Below are 18277 nucleotides of genomic sequence, written 5' to 3' on the forward strand. Positions count from 1 at the left end.
CATGACCCAGGATCAACTCAAACAGGCAGTGGCCCAGGCCGCCGTCGATTTAATCCTTCCTAAACTCGACGATAAAAGCATCGTCGGTGTCGGCACCGGCTCCACCGCCAACTGCTTTATCGATGCGCTGGCCCTGCACAAAGGCGCGTTCGACGGCGCGGTCGCCAGCTCCGAAGCCACGGCTGCGCGGCTCAAGGGCCACGGTATTCCGGTGTATGAGCTGAACACCGTCAGCGACCTGGAGTTCTATGTCGACGGCGCCGATGAAAGCGACGCACACCTGAACCTGATCAAGGGCGGCGGCGCAGCCCTGACCCGCGAGAAGATCGTCGCGGCCGTGGCCAAGACCTTCATCTGCATCGCCGACGCCAGCAAACTGGTGCCCGTCCTCGGCGCGTTCCCGCTGCCGGTGGAAGTGATCCCGATGGCCCGCAGCCACGTGGCCCGCGAGTTGGTGAAGCTGGGCGGCGACCCGGTGTACCGCGAAGGCGTGCTGACCGACAACGGCAACATCATCATCGACGTCTTCAACCTGCAGATCACCAACCCGGTGGAACTGGAGCGTCAGATCAATGCCATCGTCGGCGTCGTCACCAACGGCCTGTTCGCGGCACGCCCGGCAGACGTATTGCTGCTGGGCACCCCGGAAGGCGTGAAAACCCTCAAAGCCTGAACCGCTCCCCAACTGTAGGAGCGGGCTTGCCCGCGAAAAACCAACCAGCGCCTCGCCCGCTCAGGACGAGCCGCGTTACCGGTAACGTTTTTCGCGAGCAAGCGTGCTCCTGCAAGCAGCATTTGCGCTCACCCTCGGCCGAAACCGAGCACGCCCCACGGCATCTCTCGCCGCACTTCGTATCAAATCTGTTACAAATTACAGCCAGGCGACTCGTGCGTTTAACAATGCGCCAATTCGCCGCCGCCCATGGAATGAGGCGCGCATTGTGCAAAAGGTCTCGGCTCCCGACTCCAATCACTTCAAGGAAGACCCTGTGATAAAGCCTCTAGCCCTCGCTGTCAGCGTTGCCAGTGCCCTGCTGTCCACCAGCGCCCAGTCATACGATTACGGCCAACACGCCAACACCACCCTGGAAACGCTGATCAACGACTACCCCGGTCGCTATCGTGGCACCGCCAATTTCGCCGGGGCTGCCGATTGGATGCAAAGCCAGATGGGCAGCGCCTATAACATCAGCCGCCAGGATTTTTCCTGGACCGCCAGCGGCACTTCCCGCAGTTCGCAAAACGTGGTGGCCTACGCCGCCGGCACCCAGCCGCAATATGTGGTGATCGGTGCGCACTTCGACACCTATTTTGGTCGCCCCACCTTGCAAGGCCTCGATGACAATGGCTCCGGCGCCAGTGTGCTGACCGAGGTGGCAAAAAACCTGGGCGGGCTGCAGTTGGAGAACGGCCTGCAAATCGTCGGCTTTGGCGCAGAGGAAGAAGGCCTGCGCGGCTCGAAAGCCTTCGTCAACTCATTGAGCGCCAGCCAGAAGGCCAACATGCTGGCGATGATCAACCTCGACAGCCTGATCACCGGCGACATGATGTACGCCCACGCCGGCCAGAACAGCACGGCCAACCCGGCGCTGGCGTCGTTGCGCGAGCACACGTTCCAGATCGCCAGGGAGCTGAACATTCCGCTGTTCACCAACCCCGGCCTCGACCCGCAATACCCCAAGGGCACCGGCTGCTGCAGCGACGGCGAACCCTTCGAGCCGCTGAATATCCCGATCCTGTATATCGAAGCAACCAACTGGGAATTGGGCGACCTGGATGGTTATACCCAGACCAACAACCCGGCCATCCCCGGCGGATCGACCTGGCACGACCCTGCCGAGGACAACAAGGCCGTGCTGACCAATGCCTTCGGCCAGGAACGTATTGATCAGCGCCTGCGGGACTATTCGCGGCTGCTCAGCCGGCTGGTATTGGAGTTGACCAATGCCGACTTGATGGCCTCCACCGCCTCGGGTGGCGCCGTTGCGCGCAACATGCAGGACAACCTGCAACGCCAGCATCAGTCGATGGTGCGCCTGCACGATCGCCGCTGGCTGACCCTGCAGTCGGCCAGCCGCGAGGTCGGCAGCTTCGATGGCGAAATCGGCGTAGACGGCGAATACAACCCCGACAGTGGTTTCGACTCCGCTCCCAACCCCGAGGCGCGGAGTCTCGGCCTGCATGCCCTGGGCGACTACCAGTTGAGTTCCAGCCTGAACCTGGGCGCCAGCCTCAGCTACCTCAATGGGCGCGACAAGCTTGAGCATCGCGGCAAACTGCAAAGCGACACCTGGCAGGCTGCCGCCTACGCACTGTTGAATGACGGCGGCCCGAGCTGGCTGGCCGGCGACTTGAGCGTGGGCCACAGTCGCTTTGACTCCCGGCGCAATTTGCTGATCCAGGCCAACGGTGGGCCGGTATTGCTCAATCAGCACCTGACCGGGAAAACCGATGCGTTGGCATTGGGCGCGCGGGTACTGGGCGGCTATGACTTCGACTTCGGCGCGATCAAGAGCGGGCCCTTTGCCGGGCTGGACTACACACATTACCGCATCGATAAATTCCATGAAAAGCAGGACCTGCGTACCGCCCTTGAGTACGAAGAACAGTCGTTCGACTCACTTGAAGCCAGCCTCGGCTGGCGTGTGCGCGGTGCTGTCGCCTTGCCTTATGGCCTGAGCCTGATGCCTTACGCCGACATCGCCTGGGTCAAGGAACTGGCCGACGGCCGCCTGGACGACCTTGACCTGACCGCCCGCGCCGATGGCCAGGCACGCACGGCCCGGCTGGGGTCAGTGGATAAAAGCTTCGGCCGCGCCCAGGTCGGCAGCCAACTGGCAATCACCCCGCAGTTGGGCGTGTATGCCGAAGTGAACGGCCGATTGGGCCATGCCGAGGGTAGCCAGACCGGCTATTCGCTGGGCGTGCAGTGGATGTTCTGATCAGGGCTTCTTGAACACATAAAAGAGGTTCGGCTCACTGACCATGTACAACGTGCCGTGGTTGTCCATGGCAATCCCCTCGGCCTGAGGCACGCGCTGCTTCAGGCCATGGCGCCCCTTGAGCAGCGACAGACTGCTCAGCGGACGACCGTCGATATCCAGTTCCAGCACCAGGAACGACTCATCCGACAGCGCCAGCAAATGGCCGCTGCGCTCGTCGTATTGCAGGCTCGACAGGTCGCGCACAAACAACCCGGCATCGCGCTTGGGGTTGTTGATCACGTGCACCGAGTAGGTTTTTTCCGGTTTGAAATGGGGAAAGCCGTGCACCTCGTAGATCAGCATCGGGTCGCGTTCCTTGGCCACAAACAGGCGCTTGCCCACCGAGTCATAGGCCAGGCCTTCGAAGCCTTTGTTGCCACCCAGGTGCACGCCGAGGGTCATTTGCTCGGCGTCGGCGGCATCGAGGAATTGGGTGTCGTCATCCACATGGACCTTGATCAGCCGCTGCTGGCGCTCGTCGCTGATGACGTAGGTGTTGTCACTGATGTACTCCACCGCCTCTGCATCACCAAAACCCACCAGCGCAATGCGCCGCAGGATTTTGCCCTCCAGGGACAACTCCACCAGCTCGGCATTTTTATTGGTCACGGTAAACAGGCTGTTGCGCACCGGATCAAAGGTCAGGGCCGAGACATCATCGTTGAGGCCGTCGATCACCTGCGCCTCCAGGGCCACCCGGTAATCCCCCAGGCCAATGGAATGCTCACCGGCGGGATGGCGCCACGACTGCCAGTTGAACCAGGCACGCTCGAACAGGCGCAACTGCTGCGCGACCACGCCCACCGCCACCAGGGCGATCAGGATCAGGATGAAAAAAGCAGGTTTGGGGCGGGCAAGTCGACGCATCGGGCGGGGCTCAAAGTGAAAAACTGGCGAATGAATATCACGGTCGCCTGAATTTAAACTTAAACGCCCCGGGTGTCTGGGGGATGCCGCAGATAGAGAGAAATCTGACGTAATCGAACTACTGTTTCTGCTTCTCGAAGCGATAGAACAGGTTCGGCTCGCTGACCATGTACAGCGTGCCGTTCTCGTCCATGGTCACGCCTTCGGCACGGGGAATGGTGTCCTTCAAGCCATTGAAGCCGCCCAGCAAGGTCATGAAGCTGACTTGCTCGCCCTTCTCGTCCAGTTCCAGCAGCAGATGGGAATCGGCCGACAGCGCCAGCAGATGGCCGGTACGCGGGTCGACGGTCAGTGCCGACAGGTTACGCATGTCCAATTCGGTGTTGGCGAGCTTCTGCTTGTCACCGGTGAGGGTCTGGCTACCGTCGCTTTTCCAGGTAAACAGGGCCGGCGGACGTTCTTCGCCGAGAATCAGCTGTTGATTGCGCTTGTCCCAGGTGATCGCTTCGAAGGCTTTGTTCTGGTCCTTCGAGGGGCCGAGGTCATAGGACGGGAAGTCGGCTTTGTTCAACTGCTGGGTCTGCGGGTCAACCTTGATGATGGTCAGGCTGTGCTGACGCTCATCGACCACAGCCATCAGGCCGTTTTCCATCATGGTCACGCCTTCCGGGTTGTTCCAACCATTGAGCGGCATCTTGCGCAGCACGTCGCCTTGCAGGGTCAGCTCAACCAGGAACGGGTTCTTGCCCATGACCGAGAACAGGGTCTTGGTCAGCGGGTTATACGCCAGGTCCGAGGCCTCATCCTTCTCCATGCCGGGCAGCAGCTTGGCGTCGATCACCGCGTGGTAGTCCGGGAGCCAGACACTTTCCAGGCGCTCGGCCGGAGTTTCGAAGCCCTCTGCCACCCACAACACACCGCGGTCGTCCCAGTGCATGGCCCAGGCCACGCCATAAATGATCGCGCCGGCCAGGAACAGCCAGGAATACCAGCGCATGGCAAGGCGTGAACGCAACGAGGGTTTTACGGAGGGGAGAGGCACGGCCATTACGCTTTCCAGAAAGTCAGCTTTAGGGGATAGCACAGGATCACAAGGTCCGCGCGCGGGAGGCTGATGATTATCCGGATGGGGTGTGAAAAAAATGCAAAAACCGATTTTGCAGCCATACACAGATCAAATGTGGGAGCGGGCTTGCTCGCGAATGCGTAGTGTCAGTCACTGAATCTGTCGACTGGTCCACCGCATTCGCGAGCAAGCCCGCTCCCACATTATTGACCGCGTTTCGCCAGGTATTTAGCGAACGCTGCTTTCGAAGCGGCTCACACCCGGCAACTCCAGCACCAGTTCATCGCCCACATTCAGCGGGCCCACGCCTGCCGGCGTACCGGTGAGGATCACATCTCCGGCCTGCAGCGAGAAGCAGCCGGCCATGTACTGGATCATCGGGATGATCGGGTTGAGCATGATCGCGCTGTTGCCGTCCTGGCGCACTTCGCCATTGATGGTAAGGCGAATGCCAATATCCGTCACATCCGGGAAGGTGCTGCCGACCACGAACGGTGCAATCACTGCCGCGCCATCAAACGACTTGGCGATTTCCCACGGCAGGCCCTTGGCTTTCAGCTCGGCCTGTTTGTCCCGCAGGGTCAGGTCCAGGGCCGGGGCGAAGCCGGAGATGGCGTCCAGCACTTCTTCGCGGCTCGGCTTGGTCGACAACGGCTTGCCAATCAGCACTGCAATTTCCGCTTCGTAGTGCACCGAACCGCGCTCGGTAGGGATGGCGAAGCCGCCTTCCAGCGCCACCACGCAGCTGCCGGGCTTGATAAACAGCAGCGGCTCGGTGGGTACCGGGTTATCCAGTTCCTTGGCGTGTTCGGCGTAGTTACGCCCGATGCACACCACTTTCCCTAGGGGAAAGTGAATATTGGTGCCGTCGACATACTTGTGCTGGTAGCTCATGGACCGACTCCTTCAGGGACTGTTAAACAGCGAAAATCTTGCCTGGGTTCATGATCCCGTTCGGGTCGAACACCGCTTTCACTGCCTTCATGTATTCGATTTCAACCGGCGAGCGGCTGTAAGTCAGATAGTCGCGCTTGGTCATGCCTACGCCGTGTTCGGCGGAGATCGAGCCGTTGTACTTCTGCACGGTCTCGAACACCCACTTGTTGACGGTGGCGCACTTGGCAAAGAACTCGTCCTTGCTCAGGTTTTCCGGCTTGAGGATGTTCAGGTGCAGGTTGCCGTCGCCGATGTGGCCGAACCACACGATTTCGAAGTCCGGGTAGTATTCGCCGACAATCGCATCAATTTCCTTCAAGAAGGCCGGCACTTTCGACACAGTCACCGAAATGTCGTTCTTGTACGGCGTCCAGTGGGAGATGGTCTCGGAGATGTACTCGCGCAGCTTCCACAGGTTGTGCAGCTGGGTTTCGCTCTGGCTCATCACGCCGTCCAGTACCCAGCCCTGCTCCACGCAGTGTTCGAACGTGGCCAGGGCGTCGTTGGCCACTTCTTCGGTGGTCGCTTCAAATTCCAGCAGCGCGTAGAACGGGCAATCGGACTCGAACGGCGCCGGCACGTCGCCGCGCGCGAGGACTTTGGCCAGGGCCTTGTCGGAGAAGAATTCGAAGGCGGTCAGGTCCAGCTTGCTCTGGAAGGCGTGCAACACCGGCATGATCGAGTCGAAATCGGTGGTGCCGAGCACCATCGCGGTGAGGTTTTTCGGCGCCCGGTCCAGGCGCATGGTCGCTTCGACCACAAAGCCCAGGGTGCCTTCCGCGCCGATGAACAGCTGGCGCATGTCGTAGCCGGTGGCGTTCTTGATCAGGTCTTTGTTCAATTCCAGCAGGTCGCCCTTGCCGGTGACGACTTTCATGCCCGCAACCCAGTTACGGGTCATGCCGTAGCGAATCACCTTGATCCCGCCGGCATTGGTGCCGATGTTGCCGCCAATCTGGCTGGAACCGGACGAAGCGAAGTCCACCGGGTAGTACAGGCCTTTTTCTTCGGCGACGTTCTGCAATTGCTTGGTGACCACGCCCGGCTGGCACACGGCGGTGCGGTCGGTGAGGTTCACGTCGAGGATCTGGTTCATATAGTCGAACGACACGACCACTTCGCCATTCGCCGCGACGGCAGCGGCCGACAGGCCGGTACGACCACCGGACGGCACCAGCGCCACCTTGTGTTCATTGGCCCAACGGACGATGGCCTGCACCTGTTCGGTGGTCTTCGGGAAGACGATGGCCACCGGGGCCGGGGCGAAATGCTTGGTCCAGTCCTTGCCGTAAGCCTCAAGGGAGTCAGCATCGGTCAGGACCTTGCCAGGCTCAACCAGGGTCTTCAGCTCATCAATCAGGGCAGGATGGGTCATCGACAGAACTCTCGAACAATTCATGGTCATCCTGAGAACGCTTCACGTCGCAGGAATGGGTGTTTAGCGGGGCACGTATGCTAGCATACCGCCCCCGCAGGATAGTGCCCAAGGGCGTTCTGCGGTGACGGCTTTCCTGCCGTCCGGGTCAGCTTGCGCTGCTCGATTCCCTGCCATTTTTCTCCGGGATACAGGTTTACGCAGATGAGCAAGACTTCTCTCGATAAGAGCAAGATCAAGTTCCTTCTTCTGGAAGGCGTCCACCCATCGGCCGTCGAAGTTCTGAAGGCTGCTGGGTACTCCAGCATTGAGTACATCACCAGTTCTCTGCCGGAAGCCCAGCTCAAGGAAAAGATCGCCGACGCGCACTTTATCGGCATTCGCTCCCGCACTCAGCTGACCGAAGAGATCTTCGATCACGCCAAGAAGCTTGTCGCTGTAGGTTGTTTCTGCATCGGCACCAACCAGGTCGACCTCAACGCAGCGCGCGAGCGCGGCATCGCGGTGTTCAACGCACCGTACTCCAACACCCGCTCCGTGGCTGAGCTGGTATTGGCCGAGGCCATCCTGCTGTTGCGCGGTATTCCCGAGAAGAACGCTTCCTGCCACCGTGGCGGCTGGATCAAGAGCGCAGCCAACTCCTTCGAAATCCGCGGCAAGAAGCTGGGCATCGTCGGTTACGGTTCGATCGGCACTCAACTGTCGGTTCTGGCCGAAGGCCTGGGCATGCAGGTGTTCTTCTACGACACCCTGACCAAGCTGCCATTGGGCAACGCCACTCAGGTGTCGAGCCTGACCGAGCTGCTGGGCATGTCCGACATCGTGACCCTGCACGTACCGGAAACCGCTGAGACCCAGTGGATGATCGGCGAGAAGGAAATCCGCGCCATCAAGAAGGGCGGGATCCTGATCAACGCCGCACGCGGCACTGTTGTTGAGCTGGACGCCCTGGCCGACGCGATCAAGGACAAACACCTGATCGGCGCCGCCATCGACGTGTTCCCGGTAGAGCCGCGCTCTAACGACGACATCTTCGAAAGCCCACTGCGCGGCCTGGACAACGTGATCCTGACTCCGCACATCGGCGGCTCCACCGCTGAAGCCCAAGCCAACATCGGCCTGGAAGTGTCGGAGAAACTGGTCAAGTACAGCGACAACGGTACGTCGGTGTCCTCGGTCAACTTCCCGGAAGTGGCCCTGCCGGCTCACCCTGGCAAGCACCGTCTGCTGCACATCCACCAGAACATCCCTGGCGTGATGATGGAGATCAACAAGGTCTTCGCGGAAAACGGTATCAACATTTCCGGTCAGTTCCTGCAGACCAACGAGAAAGTCGGCTACGTGGTGATCGACGTAGACGCCGAATACTCGGACCTGGCACAAGAGAAGCTGCAACACATCAAAGGCACTATCCGTAGCCGCGTGTTGTTCTAATCCTGTAGGAGCGGGCTTGCCCGCGAAAAACGTTAACGAAAACGCGTGCATCCTGGATGCACGCAGCGCCCTCAGGTTTTTCGCGAGCAAGCTCGCTCCTGCAAATTAAAAACGGGAGCCCCGCAAGGGGCTCCCGTTTTTTATTTCACGTTAACCGTGATGACTTTTGACGCTACAGTCGGGTTGAACTGCATATGCAGTTTATCGCCGGCAACCAGTTGCAGCGTGTGCTTGCCTGGGGTGAGGGTCACCTCGGTTTCGGTCTGGGCCTTGCCGTAGTGGATCACGGTGTCGGTGGCCGGGATTGGCACGCTGGCGTCAGGCAATGCTTTCTGGTCGATCAGCAGGTGGTGGTGGCCGGTGCCCGGGTCCTGGCTGGTGGCCGGCGCCAGTTTCAGGCCTTCCATGCCGAATTTCACGGTGAAGGTTTTATCGACGGTGGCGCCATCTTTCGGCGACACGATGAACACTTTGGCACCTTCTGGTGGAGCGCTGCGCGGGATGCCATCAGCAGCGGTCGCCAGCATCGAAGCGCCCAGCAAAAGGCTGGCCAGGGTTGCACGGGTCAAAAAGGCTTTCATTCACTTCTCCAGTTTTTCGGTGAAATCTGTAGGGTTAAGACAACTTCGCGACAAATTGCTGTCCAAGGCACTCAACACCATAGCAAAGCGAGCCGGAACAGCGCCTCGCTCATTCGAATTCTTTAGGAGAGACCATGCGCTTCCTGCCTGGCCTGTTACTTTTACTTCCCCTTGTGAGCCCCTTGGCCCACGCCGAACTGATCGACGATGTGTTTGACCGTGGGGAATTGCGCATCGCCCTGGAAGCCAACACCCCGCCCTTCAACTTCAAGGAAGGCGACAAACTCACCGGTTTTGAAGTGGAGCTGGGTGAGTTGCTGGCCAAGGAAATGGACGTACGCCCCTCCTTTATCACTGTCGATGCCGCCGATCTGCTGCCCGGCGTGGAAAGCGCCAAGTACGACGTGGCCATCAACCATATCGCTATGACTCCTGAACTGGCGGATCGTTTCGACTTCAGCGAGCCCTACAGCTACTCCAGTGCACAGCTGATCGTGCGCAAGCAGGAACAACGTCCACTGGGCAGCTTCGCGGCGCTCAAGGGCAAGGCGTTGGGCGTGGCCCAGGGCAGCCAGTTTGTGGAGCAGGCGCGCACCGCCGAGGGCGTTGATTTGCGCAGCTATGCCGATGCCAAGCAACCGATCAAGGACGTCGCTGACCAACAGATTGATGCCGCCATCAGTGACCGGTTGCTGATTCCCTACGCGATTCGCGACAGCCAGTTGCCGGTGAAAGAAGGTGCAGACGTCGGCCCTACGCTGAGCCTGGCGATTCCGTTCCAGAAGGGTAACCCGGCGTTCAAGGCCAGCCTGGACAAGGCCCTGCAGCGGGTAAAGGCCGATGGCCGGCTGACGGCGTTGTCGGAGAAGTGGTTCGGAATGGATGCGAGCAAGCCGGTGAAAAAGGCCGAATAAACGACTCGGTCAATGTGGGAGCGGGCTTGCTCGCGAAAGCGGTGGGTCAGCTTGAGCAACGGGTGACTGACACTACGCTTTCGCGAGCAAGCCCGCTCCCACATGTTGATCTATGTCGGGCTTGAGCATTTTGCCAGGGCCGCTGCCGCTTCGGGCAGTTCCAGCTCACTGAACACCAACACCCCATGGCGCTTGAGCAATGCCGCCGTCACGCCTTCGCCCGTGACCTTCACACCGGTGAAGGTGCCGTCATAGGTCAGCAGATTGCCGCATGACGGGCTGTTGGCCTTGAGCACGGCGACCCGGATGTTGTGACGCTGCACCAAGGCCAACGCCTGGCGGGCACCCTCGAGGAAAGCTTCGCTGAAGTCTTCGCCTTGGGCCGTCAGCACCTGGGCGCGGCCTTCCCACACATCAATCCCCTGCCCGCCCGGGATCTCGGCTGACGGCCGTGGCGTCGGCAAACCTCCCGCAACCTCGGGGCACACGGCAACCACCCGGCCTTCGGCCTGCCACGCGGCCAATTGATCGAAAGGCCCGCTGGCGCCTCCGTCGTAGCGTACCCGGTGCCCCAGCAGGCAGCGGCTGACCAGAATCTTTTGCATCATCAGAACGGCTCGTTACCCCGCCGGCGAAACCAGCCGGTAAGTGACAGGCGTTCGCGGGTGGCGGGCATGACTTCATGGGGGATCTCCCCCGACAGGAACACCACCAGGCAACCGCCGATGGGCACCACATCGTATTCGACGTCGCCCTTGAGGTACATGCGCAACTGGCCACCATGCTCCGGCAGCCAGGCGTTGTTCAAGTAGATCACCGCCGACACCATGCGCCGGTCGTCATCGCGAAAACGGTCTACATGCTTGAGGTAAAACGCCCCCGGCGGGTACATCGCGAAGTGGCTTTCGAAGTCTTCCAGTCCCAGGAACAGGCCCCGGTTCATCGCCACCCGCAGGCTGTCCATCAGTTCGAGGTAGGTGTCGCAGGCGACAACTTCACCCGGCTCCAGCCACTGGATATGGTCGCCCCGAATGCCCTCGCGAATCTCCTGGGACGGCCCGCGCCCGACGGCTGCCGGCGCCAATTCACCCTCGGCGGCGCGTTTATGGCACTCAGCCGCCAGTTCGAGGGTCAGAGCCTCGGGCAGGAAGATATTCTGCTGCGACCAGCCTTGTGCGGCCAGGTCATCGACAATGCGTAACAGCAGCGGGTGATCGGAGGGTATGGGCATGGCGCGCATAGTATCCATACGCCTGTGAATCCGACAGAGCCGTCGAGCGTCTGAATACACTTTAGTCAGGTGACCGATAGGATTTCTCGACAAATCCTACGCCCGACACGGACAATAGTGGCCGACTGACAGGAGTCCCTATGCGTCGTTTGTTTTTTTCCTTGCTGATGCTCTGCGTTTTGCCCGCCTGGGCAGACAGCCATGACCAGTTGTACAAGGTCGCCGGCTGGGCAGACCAGCGCGCGCATTTTAATGACGCCCTCAGTGCCGCCCAGCAGCGCTACCGCAATAGCTTGCCGCCGGCGGTGTATCAAGCGCTGGTGGACAACAGCAATAAACGCTTTGCGCCGCAGTCGGTAGACCAGCGCGCCGAAGCACAGCTACGCAAGAATCTGGCGGACCCGAAGCCGGCGTTGGCCTTTTTCCAATCGCCCCTTGGCCGCAAGATTGTCGCCGCCGAATTGCTGGCCACGCGCCGGGATCAACTGGCGAAGAATGCCCAGGGCTTGCCGCATATGGAGGCCGACGCCACCCGCAGCCTGATCATTGGCCACCTGGCCCAGGCGCTGCCGGCGCGGGAAGCCGGGGCTGAAGTCAGCCTGGCGATTGCCGGTGTGGCGGCCGACAGCTTGAGCCAGATGATCCCCGGCCTGTTGGGCGGCGGTCAGGCACAGGGCATGTTGAACGGCCAGCGTGAGCGCCTGATGCAGCAGATTGGCAATGATTTGAACAACACGTTGTTGTACGTCTACCGGGATCTGTCTGACCCGGAGTTGGAGGAGTTCGCGACGTTCGCGGAGTCGCCGGATGGCAAGGCGTACTACAAGGCGGCATTGGCGGCGATCCGGGCCGGGCTGGCGGTCGGTCAAAGCACTTCAAGCCTGGCACCCTGAAACCGATTGATCGCTCCCACGCTCCGCGTGGGAGCGCAGCGGGTGACGCTCTGCGTCACGGGACGCGGAGCGTCCTCGGAGGCATTCCCACGCGGAGCGTGGGAACGATCTCAGGCCAGGTGATCACTTAGAAACTTGAAGTACACCTGCCGAATCTCCGGAATCTCATTCGCCAAATGATGCCTGCCACGCGGCAGCATCAAGACCTCCGGCTGGTCGAACTTGCTGCGCAGTACCTTCAGGTTGTGCTGCCAGTCCACCGTCATGTCTTCCTCACCCTGCACGATCAACGGCCGCCGCGCACTGCGTGGCGCGGCTTCAATGCGTTTGATCCAGCGCGCCAAGGCGCCCACCCAGGCGGTCGGCAGTTGTCGGGGCTGCAACGGGTCGGCCTCCAGGAACGGCTTGAACTGCGGGTCGTTGGTGTTATCGCTGAAACGCCGGGCGATGCCTTTGACGAACGGCCGGAGCAGGTAATAACTGAGCTGCGACCAGCCCCAGGCCCGGGGACGCACCAGCGGTGAGAGCAAAAAGGTCTTGCCCTGGGCCGGGCTGTCGACGCCATGGTTAAGCAGGTGATCCACCACAATCGCGCCGCCGGTGCTTTGCCCGAACAGGTGCCACGGCTGCGGCAATTGCAACGCCCTGGCCTGTTCAAACAGCGCCTGCACCACATTCTGGTATACCGCAAAGTCATCGATGCTGGCCCGCGCGCCGCTGGACAAACCATGGCCCGGCAAGTCGCAGGCGATCACCACAAAGCCCTGGTCCAGCGCCCAATCCACGGCATTGCGGTACAAACCCATGTGGTCGTAGAAGCCATGGAACAGGAACATCGTCGCCACCGGAACGGGCGGCCACCACACCTGGCAGACCACCTCGAACCCATCCACCGTAACCCGCCCCAGGCGGCTTACTGCGGGCACTTTGCGGGCGGGCAGGTCCAGGCCGTAGAAGCGCTGGTAGACCCGGGCCTCGGCAGAAAGCGGCTGCGCGTCCACCAGGGGCCGCAAGCTTTCGCGTAGATGATCAGGGTCAAACGTAACGGGCATAAGAACTTCCAGACTGTGGCTTCAACGCGTTGAACAGATGAATATCGAGCCGCGATATTCATCTGTCAGGGCAAGCATGGCAAGCTACGCGTCCTCCGAGGATCGATCCAAATGCGACAGCCCTACCGCACCACCCTCTTCGCCAGCCTGATCGTGATCATTTGCGCCGGGGTGTTATGGGCGGCGTATGACTGGTTTCAGGGGCGCTACCTGCGGGCGTTCAGTGAGCATACGGCGGTGTTTTCCGGTGACAGCCTGAGCCTGCCGGCCGAGCTTGCCGGCCCGGGCCCGATCCGCCTGGTGCACTTCTGGGACCCGGCCTGCCCGTGCAATGTCGGCAACCAACAGCACCTCAGCGAGCTGATCGAGCAGTACGCGCCCCAAGGCGTAGAGTTCTATTCCCTGCAGAAAGCCGGCAGCCACGGCCAGTTGCCCGCCACCCTCGGCGCGATGAAGGCCCTCAAGGCCGTGCCAGGCGCCCAACACTTGCCTGCCAGCCCCGCCGTTGGCATCTGGGACCGCAGCGGCAAGCTGGCCTACTTCGGGCCCTACAGCGAAGGGCTGACGTGTAACTCCAGCAACAGCTTTATCGAACCCATACTGCAAGCCCTCGGAGTCGGGCGCGAGGTCAATGCGACCCACACCCTGGCGGTAGGCTGTTACTGCGAGTGGAACGCGGCCGCGCCTCCACCCTGAGGCGACGCGCCAAGCTGAACAGAGGCTGTTCATTCGGCAAACTCAAATAACTGTATCGGCATGCTCCTGTATCGTGAGCAGCTAGTGGAGCGGACGGCGTTTGAGTCGTCGGTGCCAGGTGCACAAGCAGACGATACGGGAACACATGAGCCAATTAACCATCATCCTCTGGATACTCAACGTCATCGTTGATACGTCCGGCCAGTTGGCGTTTAAAGCCGCTGCCTCAGCCAGCGCCGAGCATGACGGCATGGCCCACTGGCGCCATATGCTCAAGCGTCCGTGGATCTGGCTGGGCATCATCTGTTATGTCTTCGAATTCGTGCTGTGGCTGGCCTTCCTGACGCTGGTACCGTTGTCGGTCGGGGTGATGCTGGGCTCCATCAATATTGTCGTGATCATGATTGCCGGGCGTTTCCTGTTCAAGGAAAGCCTGACCAAATGGCGGTTGATCGGCATCCTGCTGATCGCCTGTGGCGTGACCGTCGTGGGGTTTGAGTAATGAAACGGTTTTATATCCTGGGTTTTCTGTCGCTGATCGTTTTCGACACCTTGGCGCAGGTCAGCTTTAAGTTCGCCTCGATTCACGCCGAGCCACTGACGATGGACGCCGCCTGGCTGATACGCGTGTTCGGTGCGCCGTGGATCTACGGTGCATTTGTTGGCTACATCGGCGCGTTTTTTACCTGGATGACGTTGTTGAAATACGCGCCAGTCGGCCCGGCATTTGCGGCGTCACACTTGGAGCTGATCAGCGTGACGCTGATCTCCGTCTGGCTGTTCAACGACACCCTGACCTTGCCCAAAATCGTCGGTGGCGCGCTGATTATCGCGGGCATCCTGTGCCTGGCGCGCAGCGAAGAAAAAGAGAGCAAGACCGTCGAGGCCGAGCCCTCGCAGACGCTGGCGTCATGACCCGCGTTGCCGGCCGGGAGATTCCGCCAACAGCGGGCCTTCCCCTGCGCTGGCGGGATGTGTTCAACCTCTCGGGCGACCTGGCCCGCTCGCTGGCCCAACAACTCGATATCCCGCTGCCGGCCCTGCCCTGTTCCGGCACGGCCGCCCTGATCATGGCGCTGCGGGTGTTGCAGCAACGCAGTCCTGGGCGCACCGAGCTTATCGTCCCCGCGTATACCTGCCCGTTGGTTGCCCTGGCTGCCCATCACTGCCCGCCATTACGCGTGGTGCCGTGCGATTTACAGCCCGGCAGCATCAACCTGGACGAGCAACAGCTGGCGCAATTGTGCAACGAAAACACCTTGGCGATCGTCGTCACCCACCTGGCTGGGCGTGTGGCGGATGTGGACGCCGCCAGGCGCATTGCCGAGCCACTTGGCGTGGCGATCATCGAAGACGCCGCCCAAGCCATGGGCGCCCTGGATGACGGAAAAAGCGTCGGGCTCAAAGGCGACATCGGCTTTTTCAGCATGGCGCTGGGCAAAGGCCTGACAACGGCCGAAGGCGGCGTGTTGTTCAGCCGGGACCCGGCGCTGCATCAGGCATTGCACCAACAATGCCGGCAGGACTTGCCCTTCAGCCTGCGCTGGGAAGCGCAACGCAGCGCCGAGCTGTGGGGCTATGCCGCGGCGTATCAGCCCCGTGGGCTGAAGTACGTGTACGGCAAACCGCTGCGGGCGGCGCTGGCGCGGGGCGATGAAGTGGCGGCGGTGGGCGACGATTTTTCCATCAACGATATCCCGTTGCACCGTCTAGGCGGTTATCGCCAAAAAGTAGGTGCTGCAGCGCTGACACGCCTGCCCGAACATTTGCAGCAAGGGCGCCTGCGGGCGTTGCGCCGCGTGGCGTTGCTCAACAGCTTGCCCGGCGTCTCGGTGTTGACCGACCGCCCGGGCCAGCAAGGCACCTGGCCGTTTCTGATGGTGGTCATGCCCAGCGCACAAACTCGCGATACCGCCATGGCGCAGCTGTGGACGGCGGGCCTGGGCGTCACCCGCCTGTTCATCCACGTATTGCCGGGCTACCCGGCACTCACCCCGCTCTTGCAGCAAGGCGTCGCTACCCCGCACGCACAATGCTTCGCCGCCCAAACCCTGTCGATCAGCAACAGCCACTGGCTGACGGACGAGCTGTTCGAGCAAGTGCTGGATCATCTACGGCGGATTCTTAAACGCTAGCCCAGCTCTGATCGATGCGGGTCAACAGGCGCGCATTCAGCTCATTCTGCTGCTGTTGCCAGATCACCACCTGGTTTTCCGGCAGCTCTTCCTGGCCATCCGATGCACTCAGCCAACGCTTGAACTTGCTCTGGTAGTGATAGGCCGAGACGTCGCCGGTGATGTCCGCGCCAATGATGCTGCCGTGGCATGCATCGATCAGTTGATTCAAATGCGTCTCCAGAAACTCGCCCTGGTCCCAGTTGGTATTCACCACCTCCGGGCTCAGCACGTCTTTGTCGATGGAGAGATACACCGGCAATGACCGGTCGAGCTGCGCCAGGAACGCGCTCATCAACTCGTCCGCGTTGGCGAATGCGCGATTGCTGCGGCCTGCACCGATCCACTTCAACCAGCGGGTATCAACGTTGGTGTTCCAGTAGGTCAGCTTGCGTTTCACCAACGGCGACCAGTGATTCTCCCAGGCGTGCTTGAGGGAAATGTCCGGCGAGCCGATGCCCAGCACATGCACATGCTCGACCTGCGGCAAACGGCTGGCCCAGTAGACCCAGGACCCACAGTGGATACCAAACGGATAGCGCATGTTGTCCGGGTGGTTATCGCAAATGATCAGTTGGATCTTTTGCTGGGTGGGAAGACGGTTCAACAACAACTGGCTGAGGTGGTGATAGTCACCGCTGCCGGTAAAGACGCAGCCGTAGTCTTTGGGCATCTGCGCTTGCAGGGCGTTCTCCAGCTCCTTGAACTGCGCCCAGCGGCAACCGAACCGAATCTTCTCCTGCCAGGCTTGCAGCGGCAGGGTAATGGCGCCGGGAATGTTATTCACGGCCCCGTCAAAATCGAGGATCAATGCGGGACGGGCCTGGCTCATGCGGTTTGCTCCTGCTGCCACTGCGTATCGCTTTCAAAATGGTGCCGGAAACGGTTCATCACTTTGCGCAGCAGCGGGTTCCTCACCCAGACCAGATGGCGGGTAAACGTGAACTTGGCGCCGAGGCTGGCCTTGACCTGTGGGTCGGTCCACCCCGCGACATAAAACTGCAGACCCTTTTCCAGGGCGAACTCCAGGTTCACAAACCAGCTGACGAAGTACAGGTTGTGCTCCAGCGCCAGCGGGTAGTTAAGGCCGATGTACTTGTCGAGCAACTTGCCGTCTTGCTGGTAGCACAGGTTATAGCCAACCAGTTCGTCCTCGTCCCAGTAGCAGAACACATGCCCGCCGCTGTCGGCATCGGTGAGCAACTGGATGAAGAACTCGGGCGTGAGCAAGTCGAAGTGGATCTCGCTCTGTGCGTACACCGCCTTGTACAGCCGATACAGTTCCTGCTGCCATTGCTCGTCGCTGAAGCGGGCATCGCCGGTGTCCAGAATCTCGATGCGCAGCTCGTCACGGCTGCGTAGCTTGCGGCGGATATTGCGGCGACGGCTGTGGGACAACCGCGACAGATACTCATCCGTCGAGCTGAAGTCGATCGGTACATAGGCCAGCGCCTGGCCCTCTACATTGATGAATCCGCGCTGGGTGCAGGCCTCGATCAACGCGTGTGCGTAGCGATTGTCCTCGACACTGAGCAGCGGAGAATCCAGCGGCACATCTTTGACGATGGTGAGTTTGCGTTGCGGCGCACACTCCTGTTGCAGCCATTGCGCCATGTCCTGTGGCGGTACGCTCAGCGGAAACGGCGAATACTCGCTGACCGTGGTGCCGACAAAGCAGGTGTCGATATGCAGCCACGACTGCCACAAACGGTACCCCGGCCAACTGCGCAGGCGGGCACGCAGCTCATCGTCGGCGGTGGTTTGCAGGTCGAACCGGGTGAAAAAGTACGGCAGTCCCTGTGCTGACAGCCGGGCGTTGAAGCCCACCGGCGGGTATCGCAAAAAGTGGCTGATCAGCGATGGCGTTTCCATGCAGCAGGCATAAGGCACCTGTGCACGGCTGGGATCTGTCATAAATTGCATTCCGAAAGTGATAGCAAAGGCGCGCCCGGATGACGGGGTGAATCATCGCGCCGCTGGTTTCATGTAACAGAGTAAACATAATACTCCGCCCACCCGCGGCCCACTTCAGAACCCCCACTTCATGCAGCTCAGGTTCAGGGAGCACGAACCC

General features: G+C 60.8%; 19 protein-coding genes. 9 read left to right on the plus strand and 10 right to left on the minus strand.

What is annotated here, in order from left to right; genetic code table 11:
- Position 1: 1 nt before the first annotated feature.
- The gene (gene rpiA, locus NVB75_RS18360; protein WP_076013033.1) at positions 2-673 is read left to right on the plus strand and encodes a ribose-5-phosphate isomerase RpiA; all 672 of its coding nucleotides are present in this window, start codon (positions 2-4) and stop codon (positions 671-673) included.
- 316 nt (positions 674-989) lie between these two features.
- On the plus strand, positions 990-2942 hold the full coding sequence (locus tag NVB75_RS18365; protein ID WP_258342686.1) for an autotransporter domain-containing protein: 1953 nt from the start codon (positions 990-992) through the stop codon (positions 2940-2942).
- On the opposite strand, the gene NVB75_RS18370 is transcribed toward NVB75_RS18365, so the two are convergent.
- The 4 genes from NVB75_RS18370 to NVB75_RS18385 all read right to left on the minus strand — a co-directional run bounded on the left by NVB75_RS18370 (position 2943) and on the right by NVB75_RS18385 (position 7228).
- Entirely contained in the window at positions 2943-3851 is a 909-nt protein-coding gene (locus tag NVB75_RS18370; RefSeq protein WP_258342688.1) for an SdiA-regulated domain-containing protein, read from the minus strand.
- Positions 3852-3969: 118 nt separating this feature from the next.
- Complete coding sequence (locus tag NVB75_RS18375) at positions 3970-4899, minus strand: SdiA-regulated domain-containing protein (RefSeq protein ID WP_258342690.1); 930 nt, start codon at positions 4897-4899, stop codon at positions 3970-3972.
- 246 nt (positions 4900-5145) lie between these two features.
- On the minus strand, positions 5146-5811 hold the full coding sequence (locus NVB75_RS18380) for a fumarylacetoacetate hydrolase family protein (protein WP_010167806.1): 666 nt from the start codon (positions 5809-5811) through the stop codon (positions 5146-5148).
- A gap of 22 nt (positions 5812-5833) precedes the next feature.
- On the minus strand, positions 5834-7228 hold the full coding sequence (locus tag NVB75_RS18385; RefSeq protein ID WP_258342692.1) for an FAD-binding oxidoreductase: 1395 nt from the start codon (positions 7226-7228) through the stop codon (positions 5834-5836).
- Positions 7229-7432: 204 nt separating this feature from the next.
- On the opposite strand from NVB75_RS18385, the gene serA reads away from it, so the two are divergent.
- Positions 7433-8662 carry a phosphoglycerate dehydrogenase gene (serA, locus tag NVB75_RS18390; RefSeq protein WP_076013037.1) on the plus strand — a complete coding sequence of 410 codons (1230 nt, stop codon included), beginning with the start codon at positions 7433-7435 and terminating at the stop codon, positions 8660-8662.
- Positions 8663-8802: 140 nt separating this feature from the next.
- Here the strand turns inward: serA and NVB75_RS18395 are convergent, their stop codons facing one another.
- On the minus strand, positions 8803-9243 hold the full coding sequence (locus tag NVB75_RS18395) for a DUF4399 domain-containing protein (protein WP_258342694.1): 441 nt from the start codon (positions 9241-9243) through the stop codon (positions 8803-8805).
- Positions 9244-9377: 134 nt separating this feature from the next.
- Between NVB75_RS18395 and NVB75_RS18400 the strand changes: the two genes are divergently transcribed.
- The gene (locus NVB75_RS18400; protein WP_258342696.1) at positions 9378-10157 is read left to right on the plus strand and encodes a transporter substrate-binding domain-containing protein; all 780 of its coding nucleotides are present in this window, start codon (positions 9378-9380) and stop codon (positions 10155-10157) included.
- 110 nt (positions 10158-10267) lie between these two features.
- On the opposite strand, the gene NVB75_RS18405 is transcribed toward NVB75_RS18400, so the two are convergent.
- Together NVB75_RS18405 and NVB75_RS18410 are read right to left on the minus strand one after the other, a co-directional pair.
- Positions 10268-10762, minus strand: coding sequence for a DUF523 domain-containing protein (locus NVB75_RS18405; protein WP_218263100.1), 495 nt, complete (start codon positions 10760-10762; stop codon positions 10268-10270).
- A 2-nt stretch (positions 10763-10764) separates the two neighbouring features.
- Positions 10765-11397 carry a 2OG-Fe(II) oxygenase gene (locus NVB75_RS18410; RefSeq protein WP_076013039.1) on the minus strand — a complete coding sequence of 211 codons (633 nt, stop codon included), beginning with the start codon at positions 11395-11397 and terminating at the stop codon, positions 10765-10767.
- Between the two features lie 131 nt (positions 11398-11528).
- On the opposite strand from NVB75_RS18410, the gene NVB75_RS18415 reads away from it, so the two are divergent.
- Complete coding sequence (locus NVB75_RS18415) at positions 11529-12281, plus strand: DUF2059 domain-containing protein (RefSeq protein WP_063026433.1); 753 nt, start codon at positions 11529-11531, stop codon at positions 12279-12281.
- 110 nt (positions 12282-12391) lie between these two features.
- On the opposite strand, the gene NVB75_RS18420 is transcribed toward NVB75_RS18415, so the two are convergent.
- Entirely contained in the window at positions 12392-13333 is a 942-nt protein-coding gene (locus NVB75_RS18420) for an alpha/beta hydrolase (RefSeq protein WP_258342698.1), read from the minus strand.
- 111 nt (positions 13334-13444) lie between these two features.
- Between NVB75_RS18420 and NVB75_RS18425 the strand changes: the two genes are divergently transcribed.
- From NVB75_RS18425 to NVB75_RS18440, 4 genes are all read left to right on the plus strand, one after another.
- Positions 13445-14029 (plus strand): DUF6436 domain-containing protein, encoded by a 585-nt coding sequence (locus tag NVB75_RS18425; protein ID WP_076013042.1) that lies wholly within the window; start codon positions 13445-13447, stop codon positions 14027-14029.
- Between the two features lie 145 nt (positions 14030-14174).
- A complete protein-coding gene (locus NVB75_RS18430; RefSeq protein ID WP_167664061.1) occupies positions 14175-14531 on the plus strand; it encodes an EamA family transporter in 357 nt (118 codons plus the stop codon).
- Complete coding sequence (locus NVB75_RS18435) at positions 14531-14944, plus strand: multidrug efflux SMR transporter (protein WP_167664060.1); 414 nt, start codon at positions 14531-14533, stop codon at positions 14942-14944. Before NVB75_RS18430 ends, NVB75_RS18435 begins: the two co-directional genes overlap by 1 nt.
- Positions 14941-16164, plus strand: coding sequence for a DegT/DnrJ/EryC1/StrS family aminotransferase (locus tag NVB75_RS18440; RefSeq protein ID WP_258342704.1), 1224 nt, complete (start codon positions 14941-14943; stop codon positions 16162-16164). Before NVB75_RS18435 ends, NVB75_RS18440 begins: the two co-directional genes overlap by 4 nt.
- Here NVB75_RS18440 and NVB75_RS18445 read toward each other — a convergent pair.
- Positions 16154-17035, minus strand: coding sequence for a hypothetical protein (locus NVB75_RS18445; protein WP_258342705.1), 882 nt, complete (start codon positions 17033-17035; stop codon positions 16154-16156). The two genes, NVB75_RS18440 and NVB75_RS18445, sit on opposite strands and share 11 nt — an antisense overlap.
- Positions 17032-18117 (minus strand): GNAT family N-acetyltransferase, encoded by a 1086-nt coding sequence (locus tag NVB75_RS18450; protein ID WP_258342706.1) that lies wholly within the window; start codon positions 18115-18117, stop codon positions 17032-17034. The genes NVB75_RS18445 and NVB75_RS18450 overlap by 4 nt, the downstream gene beginning before the upstream one ends.
- Positions 18118-18277: the final 160 nt, after the last annotated feature.

It is taken from the genome of Pseudomonas sp. CBS, from assembly GCF_024734645.1.
Lineage (GTDB): Bacteria > Pseudomonadota > Gammaproteobacteria > Pseudomonadales > Pseudomonadaceae > Aquipseudomonas.

Excerpts from the sequence above, each read along its gene's own strand:
- NVB75_RS18415 (WP_063026433.1), top strand. The coding sequence starts at position 11,529 with ATGCGTCGTTTGTTTTTTTCCTTGCTGATGCTCTGCGTTTTGCCCGCC.
- NVB75_RS18375 (WP_258342690.1), bottom strand. The coding sequence starts at position 4,899 with ATGGCCGTGCCTCTCCCCTCCGTAAAACCCTCGTTGCGTTCACGCCTT.
- serA (WP_076013037.1), top strand. The coding sequence starts at position 7,433 with ATGAGCAAGACTTCTCTCGATAAGAGCAAGATCAAGTTCCTTCTTCTG.
- NVB75_RS18450 (WP_258342706.1), bottom strand. The coding sequence starts at position 18,117 with ATGACAGATCCCAGCCGTGCACAGGTGCCTTATGCCTGCTGCATGGAA.
- NVB75_RS18385 (WP_258342692.1), bottom strand. The coding sequence starts at position 7,228 with ATGACCCATCCTGCCCTGATTGATGAGCTGAAGACCCTGGTTGAGCCT.
- rpiA (WP_076013033.1), top strand. The coding sequence starts at position 2 with ATGACCCAGGATCAACTCAAACAGGCAGTGGCCCAGGCCGCCGTCGAT.
- NVB75_RS18430 (WP_167664061.1), top strand. The coding sequence starts at position 14,175 with ATGAGCCAATTAACCATCATCCTCTGGATACTCAACGTCATCGTTGAT.
- NVB75_RS18400 (WP_258342696.1), top strand. The coding sequence starts at position 9,378 with ATGCGCTTCCTGCCTGGCCTGTTACTTTTACTTCCCCTTGTGAGCCCC.
- NVB75_RS18380 (WP_010167806.1), bottom strand. The coding sequence starts at position 5,811 with ATGAGCTACCAGCACAAGTATGTCGACGGCACCAATATTCACTTTCCC.
- NVB75_RS18395 (WP_258342694.1), bottom strand. The coding sequence starts at position 9,243 with ATGAAAGCCTTTTTGACCCGTGCAACCCTGGCCAGCCTTTTGCTGGGC.
- NVB75_RS18370 (WP_258342688.1), bottom strand. The coding sequence starts at position 3,851 with ATGCGTCGACTTGCCCGCCCCAAACCTGCTTTTTTCATCCTGATCCTG.
- NVB75_RS18445 (WP_258342705.1), bottom strand. The coding sequence starts at position 17,035 with ATGAGCCAGGCCCGTCCCGCATTGATCCTCGATTTTGACGGGGCCGTG.
- NVB75_RS18440 (WP_258342704.1), top strand. The coding sequence starts at position 14,941 with ATGACCCGCGTTGCCGGCCGGGAGATTCCGCCAACAGCGGGCCTTCCC.
- NVB75_RS18410 (WP_076013039.1), bottom strand. The coding sequence starts at position 11,397 with ATGCGCGCCATGCCCATACCCTCCGATCACCCGCTGCTGTTACGCATT.
- NVB75_RS18420 (WP_258342698.1), bottom strand. The coding sequence starts at position 13,333 with ATGCCCGTTACGTTTGACCCTGATCATCTACGCGAAAGCTTGCGGCCC.
- NVB75_RS18435 (WP_167664060.1), top strand. The coding sequence starts at position 14,531 with ATGAAACGGTTTTATATCCTGGGTTTTCTGTCGCTGATCGTTTTCGAC.
- NVB75_RS18405 (WP_218263100.1), bottom strand. The coding sequence starts at position 10,762 with ATGCAAAAGATTCTGGTCAGCCGCTGCCTGCTGGGGCACCGGGTACGC.
- NVB75_RS18425 (WP_076013042.1), top strand. The coding sequence starts at position 13,445 with ATGCGACAGCCCTACCGCACCACCCTCTTCGCCAGCCTGATCGTGATC.